Source organism: Bradyrhizobium sp. LMTR 3 (genome assembly GCF_001693485.1).
In the GTDB taxonomy this organism is placed as follows: Bacteria; Pseudomonadota; Alphaproteobacteria; order Rhizobiales; family Xanthobacteraceae; genus Bradyrhizobium.
On record NZ_MAXC01000049.1, the window covers coordinates 55,844 to 68,832 of the forward strand.

Below are 12,989 nucleotides of genomic sequence, written 5' to 3' on the forward strand. Positions count from 1 at the left end.
GCGCCGCCACCAACGTAAGTATGGGTGTCCTGTCGCGGCATGCGACCAACGTGCTCTAGTTGCGTCGCCGTCGGCGAACGATGCCGCTGTTAGAGGTTGGGCCTGTCGCGGATCGGACAAGTATGGCATTGCAGCCCCCTGCCAAGTGCCAATCGTAGGGAATCTAACCCTGAGCCTGGTTGGTTCCTTCGTTGCAACTCTGATTCTGAAATCTGATTGTGGCCGGCTGTTGCGTTTCGGTACCGCGACCGCGCCATCGCGTGCGCAAACCTCGACGAAGTAGCTGCGGATCGTTTGGTTGCAGCGCGTAGGATGGGTAGAGTTCAGCGAAACCCATCGCCGGTGTGAGCGGACGCCTGACATTATCAACCCCGAACGTCAGCGCTTTAGAATCACTATGGAACCTCGAGACAGACACCTGGAGTTGTGACCGAGATCATATTGTTCCCTCGACTTCGGGCGCATTGTGCCGCCGCTGTTGATATCTCTTGAGGTCCGGATGCACTGCACGAGTTGCGCAGCCGAAGTCCCCGAGCAAAGCAAATTTTGTTGGCAATGCGGAGCGGCGATGATGCGACGCTGCCCGGCCTGCCGTGCGGCAAACCCAGCCCTGAACAAATTTTGCGTCGACTGTGGGACCAAATTGCGTGTGGATTCTCCCGTACCGATGGTGCGGGACTCGCGCCCGATCGAGCGCCGGCAGCTTACCGTACTGTTTTGTGACCTGGTCGGATCGACTGCACTCTCTGCGGGGCTCGATCCCGAAGACTTCAGCGCAATCATCGCCGGCTACCGGCGCTGCATTACTGAAACCGTTGCCAGCTTCGACGGCTTTGTCGCGCGACATCATGGGGACGGCGCGATCGTATGCTTTGGCTATCCGCAGGCGCACGAAGACGACGCGGAGCGTGCCGTTCAAGCCAGCCTTGCACTGGTGCAGGCGATCGCCGCCTTGCCCGCGAAACAGAAATTAAGCGCGCGCATCGGTGTTGCAACGGGCATAGCGATTGTCGGCGATATGTCCGACAGCGCGATTTCCGAGGAGCATGGCATCCTCGGCGACACCCCGAACCTTGCCGCCCGGCTGCAATCGCTCGCACAACCAGGCAGCGTTGTCATCTCGGGTCGCACAAAGACGATCACGGGACCGCAATTCGAGTATCTCGATCTCGGTAAGGTCGAGATCAAGGGATTCGCAAAACCAGTCGCGGCCTGGCAAGTCGCCGGTAAGACAACGGTGACCAGCCGATCGCACGCTCTGCAAAGCTGCGATGTGCTGCCGCTGATCGGTCGTGATGAAGAAATGGAGCTAATTCTGAGCCGATGGAAGCGGGCCAGGAGCGGCGAAGGCCAGGTGGTGCTGCTTTCTGGTGAAGCGGGCATCGGCAAATCACGGCTCACCGTCGCGCTTCTGGAGAAGCTTGCTCGCGAGCCGCACATCCGCCTGCAGTACTTCTGCTCGCCGCAGCATACCGACAGCACGCTCTACCCGGTGATCGGCGAGATGTGGCGCGCCGCCGGCTCCACTCACGATGACAGCCAGCAAGCGAAAGCTGACAAGCTCGACGCGCTGCTGGTGCAAAGCTCGACGCCTTCAGAGGATGTGGCGCTGTTTGCCGAAATGCTGTCGCTGCCCAGCGATGGGCGCTACCCTCCGGTTGAAGTCGAGCCGCAGCTCCGTCGTCAGAAAACGCTGAAAGCGCTTGGCTCGCACATCGAGGCGCTGGCACGGATCCATCCCGTGCTGATGATTTTCGAAGATGCGCATTGGACCGATCCAACCAGCCTCGAATTCGTCGCCCGGGCGGTGGACTTGGCCGTGAGCCACCGGCTCTTGATACTTGTTACTTTCAGGCCGGAATTCAGCCCGCCCTGGATCGGGCGGCCGCACGTGAGCGAGCTGACCCTCAACCGGCTGGCGCCTTGCGACATCCATTCCCTGATCGAGGGAGTCGTCGGCAACCGATCGTTGCCGGCGGGCATCCGCCAGGACATCATCGAGCGCACCGACGGCATTCCACTGTTCGCTGAGGAGATGACCAAGGCGGTGCTGGACGCAGAGGGTGAGAGTGATGTGCAGCGGGTCTGCGCAGGAGCACCAACACCTGTCGTAGCGGTTCCGGCGAGCCTGCAGGCTTCGCTGATGTCGCGGCTCGACCGGCTCGGCCCAGCGAAAGACGTCGCGCAGGTCGGCGCGGCGATCGGCCGGGAATTTCCTCACATGTTGCTGGCTGCGGTCGCGCGAAAGCCGGAAGCGAAATTGGATGCCGACCTCCACCGGCTCATTGCGGCGGGTTTGTTGTTTCGAGACGGCATCCCGCCACATGCGAGCTACCTGTTCAAGCATGCGCTTGTGCAGGACGCAGCCTACAGCACGCTGCTGCGGGAGCCGCGGCGCGCACTGCATGCGCGCATCGCCGAAATCCTTGAAAGCCAGTTCCCGGAAACAGCCGAGAGCCAACCCGAACTGCTCGCGCGTCACTACACAAAGGCCGACCTGATCGAGAAGTCGGCGCGCCTGTGGGGCAAGGCAGGACTGCGGTCACAGGAGCGCTCGGCGCTGGTCGAAGCGGCAGAACAGCTTGGCCAGGCTCTGGCGCAGATAGCAACCTTGCCCAGCGCGCCCAACCTGCGGCGCGAGCAGATCATCCTGCAAGTCGCGCTCTTGAACACGCTCATGCATGTCAAAGGATATGGCGCTCCCGAAACCAAGACCGCCGTAGCGCAGGCGAGGGCGTTTATCGAACAAGCGGAACAGCTTGGCGAGTCCCCCGACGACCCTTCGCTGCTCCTCTCAGCCCTGTTTGGCCAGTGGATCGTCAATTTCATAAACTTCAATGGCGACATTGCGCGCGAGCTAGCAGCGCGGTTCCTGGAGCTCGGCGAGAAGGAGGGAGCGGCGGTCCCGCTCATGATTGGACACCGTACCATGGCGAGCACGCTCGCGTTGAGGGGGGACCTGGTTGAGGCCAAGGCGCACTACAATGAAGCCCTCGCCCTCTATCGCCCCGCCGAGCACCGGCGATTGATGACGCGATTTGGCCAGGACCTTCGGGTAACGTGCCTGGCCTTTCGTTCAATGGCCTCGTGGCTGCTCGGTTATCCCCAAGCTGCGCTGAACGACGCAGACTGCGCGCTAATGGAAGCGCGCCAGATTGATCATGCTGCCACTTTGATGTTTACGCTGAATTTCCCAATTCTTGTGAATACCTACTGCGGGAATTACCGCGCGGCAAACGAGCATCTCAAAGAGCTTGTCGCGTTAGCGGCGGAGAAAGGTGCCACGTTCCGAAAAGCGGAAGGCGTGTTGCGGCGGGGCTATATCCTGACCCTCACGGGAGCCGCGAAAGCCGTCGAGATCGTCACGGCGGGTGTTGATTTATGGCGGTCGGCCGGATCGACGATATTTACACCGGAGCAGGAGTTCATGTTGGCAATCGCCCATGCGGACTCGGGCCAGTTCGATGACGCCTGGCGCTGCATCGGCAACGCAATGACAGCAATGCAGGCAACCAAGGAAAGATGGTGCGAGGCCGAGGCTCATCGCGTTGCCGGCGAAATAGCGCTCAAGTCGCCGCAGCGGGACGAGGCGAAGGCGCAAACGTATTTCGAGCATTCCCTGACGATTGCGCGAGCGCAGCATGCAAAGTCGTGGGAATTGCGCGCAGCCACCAGTTCGGCGAGGCTCCTGAGCTGTCAGGGCAAACGGAAGATGGCACGTGACCTTCTCGCGCCCATCTACGAGTGGTTCACCGAAGGATTTGACACAAGCGATTTGCGAAGGGCAAAGGCCTTGCTCGCTGAGCTTCGTTGATGGCGCCTCACCATCGTCAAGCCGGTCGCTCCTGATGATTCCGGCGTGGCCGACGTCGTCACGGACGATTTAGATTTCATTCATTGTAATTGTTAGAGTTCAATTCAAATCTTGCGTCCATGATCGCCGCGTTTCTCGCGGAATTCCATTTTGATCGGCAGCTCCAACACGGCTCGCGTTGATACGGAATCATTATCATGGCGATCGTTGGTGCAGCGCTTCGTGCTCGGGATCTTTGCGGGCTCGCAACTCGGCGGCTGCATGCCGCCAGGCTGAAATCGCACGCTCCAAAATTGTTGGCCGCCTGCGCCATTCTGTTCTCGATCTCGGTTGCCGGTTGCGCGCGTAGTCCGGCGCAGCGTGAATTCAATCCAGCCCAGGGCGAAGTCAAAGCGCCTCCCATCCGTGCGGTCGCGCGCATCCGCCGACACTCTGAACAGCATCGATATGCGGAGCTAAGAATTCGGCGACCGGACCCGGCGTTGCTTTCCCCGCAGCCTGCACCCGATTGCGAGTTCAAAAGAACCGACCTTAAAACCGTGGATCCGGATCAATGGGCCCGCTTGAAGGTCGAATACGAGCGACAGTGCTATCTGGATGCAGAGAAGGCTGCGCGTGACCGCCTGATCCTGCTGCAGGCGTCCGCCATCTGCGAAATCGAACCGGCTCGAAAGCGAACGACAGCCCGGTAGAACCAAAGATAGCCAGAGCCCGCCGCCGGCTCCCTGTCTCAGCGCTCCGCATAACCCGCGCAAAGGCGCGCAGCGCTCACTTCTAAATTGTATTCAACGGCAACTGTCAGCGCCTTTAAGGCGTGTGTCTTCCAGATGGCAATGGCGGGGCGCCCGTCCTTAATTCTGTCGTTTTTTCGCCATGCCGCCGTTTCACGTTTTTCGTCGATGGGGCTCAATTTTACAGCGTTTGGCTGGGAGGGAATTGTTCAGGGGTAGTAGTTTTTTAGAGAGTAATTATGAAAACGCTTTACGATATTATCGGTGCACTTCCCGACGACGACGCGGAAGATTTGAGAGTTGCATTTCGCAAGGCCGCTAAGGCGAACCATCCCGACCTCAATCCCGGCAATCCGGAAGCTTCACAAACGTTCAGGCGGATCGTTCGCGCCAACGCCATTCTGAGCGATGAACGGCAACGAGAGGCCTATGATCGGCTGCTCGAAGCCGCGCGCCGGCAACAGCACCAAAAGCCGAATCGCAGTGCCTTTTCCGCCGGCATCCGCAGGCTCGGCGTCGACGCAATGGCGAGTGCGGTTGCGTCGGCAGTTTTTATTGCGGGCTACCTCCTGCTCAAGCCTGTCGACAGGCTGCCACTCGCTTCCGCGCAGGTAACTGAGATATCCAGGAGCGAACGGGCGCAGACTGCGGCCGTCAGATCGACCGAACTATCTTCGCAGGAGCGAACCAACCCAGGCGACCAGCTTGAAGATGTCGGAGCCCATACGAAGCCCGACGTGAATCCGCCGGACCTCAAAGAGCCGACCACGGTGGCCAGCGTTTCACCTGCGGTGACGATAGGCCGTGCTCCTGCTGCAAGTGATGTTTCCCCGGCTACCGAGTCGGGGCCCAAAGACGTCAAGTACTACCGCGAACGAGCGATCTCGGCGTATCGCAGCGGGGATCTATACATTGCTCTGGCCAATTTCGATCTGGCGATCCGGCAGGATCCCACTTGTTCGGACTGCTATGTTGATCGCGGGATTGTCCTGCACCGCATGGGCGACCGAAAGGGTGCATTTTCGGACGTGGCCGAGGCCAAGCGCATTGATGCCTTGAAGCGAAACAAGACCCTTTCCGACGCAAGCGCGCGCTAGCGAGTCCACACCTGCGCGCCGCCACACGCATTGCAGCGCGGCATCCTTGGCATCTGGACACGGGCCGGCCGCATTGTCCAAAATCGCCTGGTGAAGAGCGGAGGCCCCGATGCCCATCATCGATTCCCAGGTCCATGCCTACGAGGCGAACAGTCCGAAGCGGCCTTGGCACAGTGTGCCGAACTGGCCCGATCACGTCACGGGCGACGAGATGGTGGCGGCGATGGACAAGGTCGGCGTCGACGGCGCGATCTTCATCTCCGCCTTTTCGCTGTACCGCTACGACGCCAGTTATGCCGTGGAGGTGCAGCGAGCTCATCCCGGCCGGTTCGCCATCGTCAAGCCGGTTGACCCGGATGATCCTGATGTGGCGGACGTCGTCGCCGACTGGAAGAAGACGCCGGGCGCGGTCGGAATCCGCATCATGCTGACCAAGGAGGCCAAGCGCGCGCCTGATGATCCCGGGCTCGACCGGATTGCGCGCGCGGCGGTTCGGCATGAATTTCCGGTCAACCTCCATTGCTGGGACAATCTCGACGCGGGTAGGGCGCTGATCGATCGCCATCCCGACACGCGATTCATCATCGACCATCTCGGCATCCTGCAGCCGCGCGTGCCGCCGGCGCCGCCCGAGCCATGGGCCGAGCTTCCGAAGGTGCTGGAACTCGCCAGGCGGGCGAACGCCGTGATCAAGATCAGCGGCGCCTGCACGCTGTCCCGCGAGCCGTATCCTTTCCCAGATATTTGGGACCCGCTTGCCCGCGTGTTCGATGCCTGGGGTTTTGAGCGCTGCCTGTGGGGCACGGACTGGACGCGGGCGTTCGCCGTCGTCAACTACGAGCAGGCGGTCGAGCCGTTCCTCAGGACCAGCCGCCTCGGCGACAGCGAGCGGGCCATGCTGATGGGCGGCGCCTGTATCAAGGCTTATGGCTGGTTGCCGAAGAAAGGTTAGGGCCCAGGGCGGATTTGTTTTTGCGGTGTCATACCCTCATCCTGAGGAGCCCGCGAGAAGCGGGCGTCTCGAAGGATGTAGGCCACAGACGGGGCCTCATGGTTCTCCCGGCGATGCGAAGCATCGTCCGGAGACGCGCGGAGCCTGTCATCGGGCCGCGCTAAGCGCGGACCCGTTGGTGCTCCTCACCATGAGGAGCTTATAACGCAGTAACCGCTCGGGAGGGAACGGCGATGGAATTTCGAACCTTTGGCCGCACGGGCATGCAGCTCTCGATCCTCGGCTTTGGCTGTGGCGCCGTCGGCGGATTGATGGTGCGCGGCGATGCTGCCGATCAGGAACGGACCATCGCGCGGGCGATAGCGGCCGGCGTCAATTACTTCGACACGGCGGTGCAGTACGGCGATGGCGAGTCGGAAAAGAACCTTGGCCGGGTTCTGCAGAAGTTGAAACCGGCCGGCGTGGTCGTCGCCACGAAGGTGAGGTTGCCGCCTGGCGATCGTGGCCGGATTGATGAGGCGGTGCGGCTATCGCTCGAAGGCAGTCTGGCGCGGCTGCGGCTTGATCGGGTCGATATCCTTCATCTGCACAATCCGATTACCGCGCAGGGCGGCGGGCCTGCGCTGAGCGTGCGGCAGGTGCTCGACGAGGTGGTGCCGGCGTTCGAGCGGTTGCGGCAGCAGGGAAAGATCCGGTTTCTCGGGATCACGGCGCTCGGCGATACGGCGGCGCTGCATCAGGTGATCGATGCGCGCGTCTTCGATAGCGCGCAAGTCGTCTACAACATGCTCAATCCGTCTGCGGCCGGCGAATTGCCGGCGAACTATCCGGCGCAGGATTATGGACGGTTGTTCGATCATACGGAGGCTGCCGGCGTTGGTGTCGTCGGCATCCGCGTGCTGGCCGGCGGCGCGCTATCGGGCTCGGCCGAGCGGCATCCGATTGCGGGTGCCGCGCCGGAGCCGATCGGCTCTGCCATGAGCTACGATGCCGATGTCGATCGCGCGCGCCGTCTGATGCCATTGGTGGATGAGGGATTTGCCGCCAGCCTGACCGAGGCCGCCACGCGGTTTGCACTGTCGCATCCGGCGATGGGCACGATCCTGGTCGGCATGGCGACGCCGCAACAGTTTGAAGATGCACTCGCCGCGGTGGAGAAGGGCCCGCTGTCGCAGGCGACACTCGACCGGCTGTCAGCACTGCGGCAGTCATTCTCCGGCGAACCACGGTGATCGCCCCAGGTTTCCGCACTTGCCCGGATGTTGCGGAGCCTGTCATCGGGCGCGCATTCGCGCGACCCGTTGGCTCATCGCGGCATCGTCGTTGATATGTAACGGAAACGACGGTCTCCGGCTTCCCCCTTACCGAATTATTAACCAATCTGCATCCGGGTTAACGGATTATTAACCAATCTGGTTCGGGATTGGCGTCGCGACCAACCGGCACCAAGGGAGCACCTGATGGATACCCCAACGTCTGCCGCACCCGACGAAAAAACGCCTCCGTCGGAATTGGCTTTGGCGACACAACTCAGTAAATCGGAAACGCAAGAGAAGTCGAAACCCTCCAGCGCTCTGGAGATCAGCGCCGAACGAATCAACTCTTCCGTTGCCCGGTTGACCTCAAATTCGATAGGCGAACTTCAGGGGTTGGCTTCCGAGCTCCAGAAAATGCAGGACTTCCTGCAGGCCGAAGTCAACAACGTGCAGCACCAGATCGACAGCGCGTTGGCCGGAATTAACATCATCGTCGAAACGATCAGTCCGTGGAAGAGTATCGCGGGCTCGCAAACACCGCCGCCATCCGGCACTCGCGGTGTCCGCGCGGGAGGACCGGCGGCCAATATTGAGCAACGCAGCCGCGTCGGGTAGCAGCGGCGCGCGCGTCGCTGGCCGACACTGCTCCTTGAGGCCAAGATCACGTCGCCGTCGGGCCCTCCTTCTCGGCTTGCTCAATCGCGCGCAACGCCTCGATCAGCGCGCAGGGCGAGCCAGCATTTTTCTCCGCCTCGCGATGTAACACGATGCCGACTCTCATCCGAACTGGCGTCGGTGCAGGATGCTCGGCCTCATCCATCCGTGTGCTTCGGTTGAATTGTACGGTGCGCGGAAGAGAGTGAGCGCCGGATCGCCACCGTCAGGCCACCAAATCGCCTAACGACTCAACGATGCTTGTTGCAGTGGGCCGCGGGCGATGCGTATGGGTGCAGCGATGATGCGCTTTAGGTCCGATCTACATCTAACTCCCGCCCTGAGCGGGCTGGTCATGGTCGCGCTGCTTGTGCTTGGCGCGATCGCCGTTCAAAGTCTCGGACTGGCTGAGAAAGGTGCCCGTGTCACTACGGTGTCCGAACGCAGTGAGGTCCGCGCGCGCACCAGTCCCGAGAACGGTGGCCGAGCAACCCTCGATATTGGTGTCGCAGACCTGAGAGGGTCGCTGCCGTAAGATAACTTGCTGGACGGCGACGCGCGGAGCAGCGCACCGGACGATGCTTCGCATCGCCGGGGGACGCTGCACCGCGTCCGGGACACGCAGCTAGAACGCCACCACGATTTTCCCGAGGTGCTTGTTGGCTTCCATGTGCTCGAACGCTTTTCCGATCTCGGCGAAGGGATAGACCTTGTCGATCGGCAATTGCAGTTTGCGGGATTCCACGGCCGGCCAGATGTCTTTGCGGACCTCGTCAAAGATCTCGCGGATTTCCTCAATGGTGCGGGTGCGGAAGGTGACGCCGATATAGTGGATGCGGCGGGCGGCGTGGAGGTCGAAATTGAAATCGGCGTGGGTGCCGCCGAGCCGGCCGACATTGACGATGCGGCCCTTGACCTTGGTGGCGGCGAGATTTTGGTTGGCGACCTTGCCGGACACCTGGTCGACGATGAGGTCGACGCCTTCGCCGTTCGTGGCTTTCAGCGCCTGATCGACCCAGCCGGGATCGCCGGAATCGATCGCGAGATCGGCGCCGAATTCCTTCAGGCGGCCGCGGCGCATCGCGTCCGTCGACGAGCCGATGACGAGTTTTGCGCCCTTCAGTTTGGCGATCTGCATCGCCATCAGGCCGACGCCGGAGCTGGCGCCCTGGATCAGCACGCTCTGGCCCGGCTGCAGCGCGCCGTTGGTCACCACAGCATTGTGCATGGTGGCGAGCGCGACGGGGAGGGTGGCGGCTTCCTCGAAGTTCATGTTGGAGGGCGCGCGGAACAGCCGGCCGTGGTCGGCCAGCGTATATTCGGCGAACGCGGCTGCGCCCGAGCCCATGATCTTGTCGCCGACCTCAACGCCTTTTGCGTCAGGCCCGAGCTCGGCGACTTCACCCGCCCATTCCATGCCGAGCACGGTGCCGACGCCGCCGGCCGCGCCGTGTACATGGCCCTTGGTCATGCCGAGATCGGCGCGGTTGAGGCCGCAGGCATGGACCTTGACCAGCACCTGCGTGCCCTTCGGCGAAGGTTTTGCGACCTCCGATATTTCGGCGCCGTTGGCGCCGTAGACATAGGCTTTCATGGGCTCTTCTCGTTGTTGGCGGAGACCGCCTTTATTCTGCTGCCTGCCGCTGCGCGCCCGACAACATGCCTTCGAACCGGCTGCGGATGATGGCTTCTGCGTCGCGCATGATGCGCGACACCAGTTCGGCGCAGGTCGGGATGTCGTGGATCAGGCCCTGGACCTGGCCGGCCGACCAGATGCCCTCATCGGCATCGCCGGTGGCGTAGACCATCTTGCCGCGGGCGCCGGCGACGAGTTCGCGCACGTCCTCGAATTTTGCGCCTTCCCTCTCCATCGCCACCACCTTGGTCGAGATCGCGTTCTTGGCGACGCGCGAGGTGTTGCGCATGGTGCGGAAGATCAATTCGGTCTCGCGCTCGTCATTGGCGACGATGCGCTCCTTGACGAGCTGATGGATCGGGCTTTCCCTGGTGCACATGAAACGCGTGCCCATGTTGATGCCCTCGGCGCCGAGCGCGAGCGCGGCAACCAGGCCGCGGCCGTCCCCGAAACCGCCAGATGCGATCATCGGAATCTTGACCTTGTCGGCGGCGGCCGGGATCAGGATCAGGCCGGGCGTGTCGTCCTCGCCGGGATGGCCGGCGCATTCAAAGCCGTCGATCGAGATCGCGTCCACGCCCATCCGCTCTGCCGACAGCGCGTGGCGGACACTGGTGCATTTGTGGATGATCCTGATGCCGTGCTTCTTGAACTCGGTGACGTGCTCCTGCGGCTTGTTGCCGGCGGTCTCGACGATCTTGATGCCGGCCTCGATGATGGCCTGGCGGTATTCGGCGTAAGGCGGCGGCTTGATCGCGGGGAGGATGGTGAGGTTGACGCCGAACGGCCTGTCGGTCATGTCGCGGCAGCGCGCGATTTCTTTGGTCAGATCCTCGGGCGTCGGCTGCGTCAGCGCGGTGATCAGCCCGAGCGCGCCGGCATTGGCAACGGCCGCAACCAGCTCGGCGCGGCCGACCCATTGCATGCCGCCCTGGACGATCGGGTGCTCGACGCCGACGAGCTCGGTGAATCGCGTCTTGATCATGTCTGCCCTCTGGTTTCCCCGGCGGGACGGCCCGCGCGTCTTTTGTGAGATTTCGAGGGCAGGATGCCGTCACCCCCTGCAAAAGTCTACCGGGAGCGGGCGCTGGTCAGGGCAACGCCATCATGCAAAAGCGCGGCTTGTTTCCGCAGTGCGAACAATTCCGCATGGAGTCCGGCATCTTCCGAGATCACCCGCAAAACCGGACATGCTGCAGGCATGCTAAATCGACGCTTTTGAGCCGACTCTGGTTTCCGCCACCGGTCAGCACACACGATGTTCTCCGCCGGCCCGATCTAGCAGGTAATGTGGAAAAGGCCGATCTTCTTTGCATGCGAGTTGTTGAACGTATGAATCGCTTTGGGGGTCGGCTGCAACAGGACCGCGCAACCCTTTTTCGCAAAATACGTCTCTGCTTCCGGCGACAGGTGCACATTGCCCATCTGGCCCGAGCCAAGAATTAGCTGCTCGCATCCGTCCTCATAGATGAACTTCGCTTCGTCTTTCGAGAGGACATGCGAGGTGCCGTAGTACTTCTTCGACAGCTTTTTCTTCCGCCTTGCGATTTCGCCGGAGAGACGAATGATCACGTCGTGTTCATAGGTCTTTCCGTCAATCGTGATGGTGCCGAAAGTCGTGCGTTCGATCTCCATGGCCTGTCTCCACCTATGACGCGCGGGTGAGAAAGATCGGCAGCCCTCGCTTATTGCCGTAGATGGGGCGGTAGCGCTCCGTGTTGTATGTGTTGGCGACGTCCAATTTGCGCGGCCCGAGCTTGGCGTCAGGGATGGGCACGAGGTCGTAGCGCCCCTCCACCAGCGCCGACATGCGGCCCGTCTTGCCTTCCAGGATGGCATCGTAGGCCATGTTACCGAAAGTCAGGGCCACGAGCTTGTCCATGAAGTCCGGATTGCCCGATCGCAGGTCGTAGGTGAGGTCAGATGTGATCGTCTCCTCGCCGGCGCGCCGCTTGATCTCGTCGGCGAACGATTCCGCCACGCTCGCCTTCTTGCGATGGCCGTAGGCATCGGGCTCGCCGTATTCCTGCACCTCGTAGCCCTCCCACGCGGCGCCCTCGCTGAGCACGACGAGCGCGTAGTTGCTTGGGTTGGCGCGCTTCTCCTCGACGAGCAACTGGATCAGTTTGTCGAGATCGACCTTGTACTCCGGTATGACGCACCGTATCGAGGTGGCGTATGCGGTGTAGAGCGCTGTAAATCCGGCATCGCGGCCAAAGACGCGGAAAATGCCAATTCGCTCGTGCGATCCGACAGTGGTGCGCTGCCGCTGGATGGCGTCGCTGGCGCGGGTGATCGCGGTCGAGAAGCCGATGCAGTACTCGGTATTGCGGACGTCGTTGTCCATCGTCTTCGGGATGGCGATGATCTTGACGCCGACGTCGTTGAGCTTGGCTGCATAACTGAGCGTGTCGTCGCCGCCGATGGCGATCAGATGTTCGATGCCGAGCCCCGAGAGGTTCGCCAGCACCTGGCTGGTGACGTCCCATGTCCTGGTTGCGATGCCGCCCTTGGTGCTGAGCGAAGCCGGAAAGTCGTTGCCGGCGAGATGATCCGGCAGCTTCTTCATCTTGGATGGATTAGTGCGGCTCGAGTGCAGCACGGTGCCGCCACTCCGATCTATGGTGCGCGTGTTGTCACGGTTCAGCGGGATGATGTAGTGGGACCTAGAGGCCGGGTCCTCGAGGTTTACGTGCGTGAGGGCCTCCCAACCACGGCGGAGACCGACGACCTCGATGTCGTTCTCGCTGCCGCGATATGTCACGCTCTTGATGACTGCGTTGAGACCGGGAACGTCGCCGCCGCCCGTGAGAATGCCGATACGCCGTTTTGCCATACCCACCTCGCAG

At 61.9% G+C, this 12,989-nt stretch carries 12 protein-coding genes; 6 read left to right on the forward strand and 6 right to left on the reverse strand.

Annotated elements, in window-relative coordinates:
- Positions 1–499: 499 nt before the first annotated feature.
- Positions 500–3,814, forward strand: coding sequence for an adenylate/guanylate cyclase domain-containing protein (locus LMTR3_RS28585; protein ID WP_084029868.1), 3,315 nt, complete (start codon positions 500–502; stop codon positions 3,812–3,814).
- Positions 3,815–4,011: 197 nt separating this feature from the next.
- The gene (locus LMTR3_RS38035; protein WP_141686854.1) at positions 4,012–4,506 is read left to right on the forward strand and encodes a hypothetical protein; all 495 of its coding nucleotides are present in this window, start codon (positions 4,012–4,014) and stop codon (positions 4,504–4,506) included.
- A gap of 38 nt (positions 4,507–4,544) precedes the next feature.
- On the opposite strand, the gene LMTR3_RS38040 is transcribed toward LMTR3_RS38035, so the two are convergent.
- A complete protein-coding gene (locus tag LMTR3_RS38040) occupies positions 4,545–4,724 on the reverse strand; it encodes a hypothetical protein (RefSeq protein ID WP_141686855.1) in 180 nt (59 codons plus the stop codon).
- A 60-nt stretch (positions 4,725–4,784) separates the two neighbouring features.
- Between LMTR3_RS38040 and LMTR3_RS28595 the strand changes: the two genes are divergently transcribed.
- The 4 genes from LMTR3_RS28595 to LMTR3_RS28610 all read left to right on the forward strand — a co-directional run bounded on the left by LMTR3_RS28595 (position 4,785) and on the right by LMTR3_RS28610 (position 8,465).
- Complete coding sequence (locus LMTR3_RS28595; protein ID WP_065748309.1) at positions 4,785–5,642, forward strand: J domain-containing protein; 858 nt, start codon at positions 4,785–4,787, stop codon at positions 5,640–5,642.
- Positions 5,643–5,751: 109 nt separating this feature from the next.
- Entirely contained in the window at positions 5,752–6,594 is an 843-nt protein-coding gene (locus LMTR3_RS28600) for an amidohydrolase family protein (RefSeq protein WP_065748310.1), read from the forward strand.
- Positions 6,595–6,827: 233 nt separating this feature from the next.
- Entirely contained in the window at positions 6,828–7,826 is a 999-nt protein-coding gene (locus tag LMTR3_RS28605; protein WP_065748311.1) for an aldo/keto reductase, read from the forward strand.
- A gap of 228 nt (positions 7,827–8,054) precedes the next feature.
- On the forward strand, positions 8,055–8,465 hold the full coding sequence (locus tag LMTR3_RS28610; RefSeq protein ID WP_141686856.1) for a hypothetical protein: 411 nt from the start codon (positions 8,055–8,057) through the stop codon (positions 8,463–8,465).
- A 46-nt stretch (positions 8,466–8,511) separates the two neighbouring features.
- On the opposite strand, the gene LMTR3_RS38710 is transcribed toward LMTR3_RS28610, so the two are convergent.
- The 5 genes from LMTR3_RS38710 to LMTR3_RS28635 form a co-directional block, all read right to left on the reverse strand.
- On the reverse strand, positions 8,512–8,670 hold the full coding sequence (locus tag LMTR3_RS38710; RefSeq protein WP_176722015.1) for a hypothetical protein: 159 nt from the start codon (positions 8,668–8,670) through the stop codon (positions 8,512–8,514).
- Between the two features lie 459 nt (positions 8,671–9,129).
- Positions 9,130–10,098, reverse strand: coding sequence for a zinc-binding dehydrogenase (locus tag LMTR3_RS28620; RefSeq protein WP_065748314.1), 969 nt, complete (start codon positions 10,096–10,098; stop codon positions 9,130–9,132).
- Positions 10,099–10,129: 31 nt separating this feature from the next.
- The gene (locus LMTR3_RS28625) at positions 10,130–11,125 is read right to left on the reverse strand and encodes an NAD(P)H-dependent flavin oxidoreductase (RefSeq protein WP_065748315.1); all 996 of its coding nucleotides are present in this window, start codon (positions 11,123–11,125) and stop codon (positions 10,130–10,132) included.
- A 293-nt stretch (positions 11,126–11,418) separates the two neighbouring features.
- On the reverse strand, positions 11,419–11,775 hold the full coding sequence (locus tag LMTR3_RS28630) for an Mth938-like domain-containing protein (protein ID WP_065748316.1): 357 nt from the start codon (positions 11,773–11,775) through the stop codon (positions 11,419–11,421).
- A gap of 13 nt (positions 11,776–11,788) precedes the next feature.
- Positions 11,789–12,976 (reverse strand): 6-phosphofructokinase, encoded by a 1,188-nt coding sequence (locus tag LMTR3_RS28635; RefSeq protein ID WP_065748317.1) that lies wholly within the window; start codon positions 12,974–12,976, stop codon positions 11,789–11,791.
- Between the last annotated feature and the right edge of the window lie 13 nt (positions 12,977–12,989).

Coding starts and splice junctions, on each gene's coding strand:
- LMTR3_RS28585 (WP_084029868.1), top strand. CDS start 500: ATGCACTGCACGAGTTGCGCAGCCGAAGTCCCCGAGCAAAGCAAATTT.
- LMTR3_RS38035 (WP_141686854.1), top strand. CDS start 4,012: ATGGCGATCGTTGGTGCAGCGCTTCGTGCTCGGGATCTTTGCGGGCTC.
- LMTR3_RS28595 (WP_065748309.1), top strand. CDS start 4,785: ATGAAAACGCTTTACGATATTATCGGTGCACTTCCCGACGACGACGCG.
- LMTR3_RS28600 (WP_065748310.1), top strand. CDS start 5,752: ATGCCCATCATCGATTCCCAGGTCCATGCCTACGAGGCGAACAGTCCG.
- LMTR3_RS28605 (WP_065748311.1), top strand. CDS start 6,828: ATGGAATTTCGAACCTTTGGCCGCACGGGCATGCAGCTCTCGATCCTC.
- LMTR3_RS28610 (WP_141686856.1), top strand. CDS start 8,055: ATGGATACCCCAACGTCTGCCGCACCCGACGAAAAAACGCCTCCGTCG.
- LMTR3_RS38710 (WP_176722015.1), bottom strand. CDS start 8,670: ATGGATGAGGCCGAGCATCCTGCACCGACGCCAGTTCGGATGAGAGTC.
- LMTR3_RS28620 (WP_065748314.1), bottom strand. CDS start 10,098: ATGAAAGCCTATGTCTACGGCGCCAACGGCGCCGAAATATCGGAGGTC.
- LMTR3_RS28625 (WP_065748315.1), bottom strand. CDS start 11,125: ATGATCAAGACGCGATTCACCGAGCTCGTCGGCGTCGAGCACCCGATC.
- LMTR3_RS28630 (WP_065748316.1), bottom strand. CDS start 11,775: ATGGAGATCGAACGCACGACTTTCGGCACCATCACGATTGACGGAAAG.
- LMTR3_RS28635 (WP_065748317.1), bottom strand. CDS start 12,976: ATGGCAAAACGGCGTATCGGCATTCTCACGGGCGGCGGCGACGTTCCC.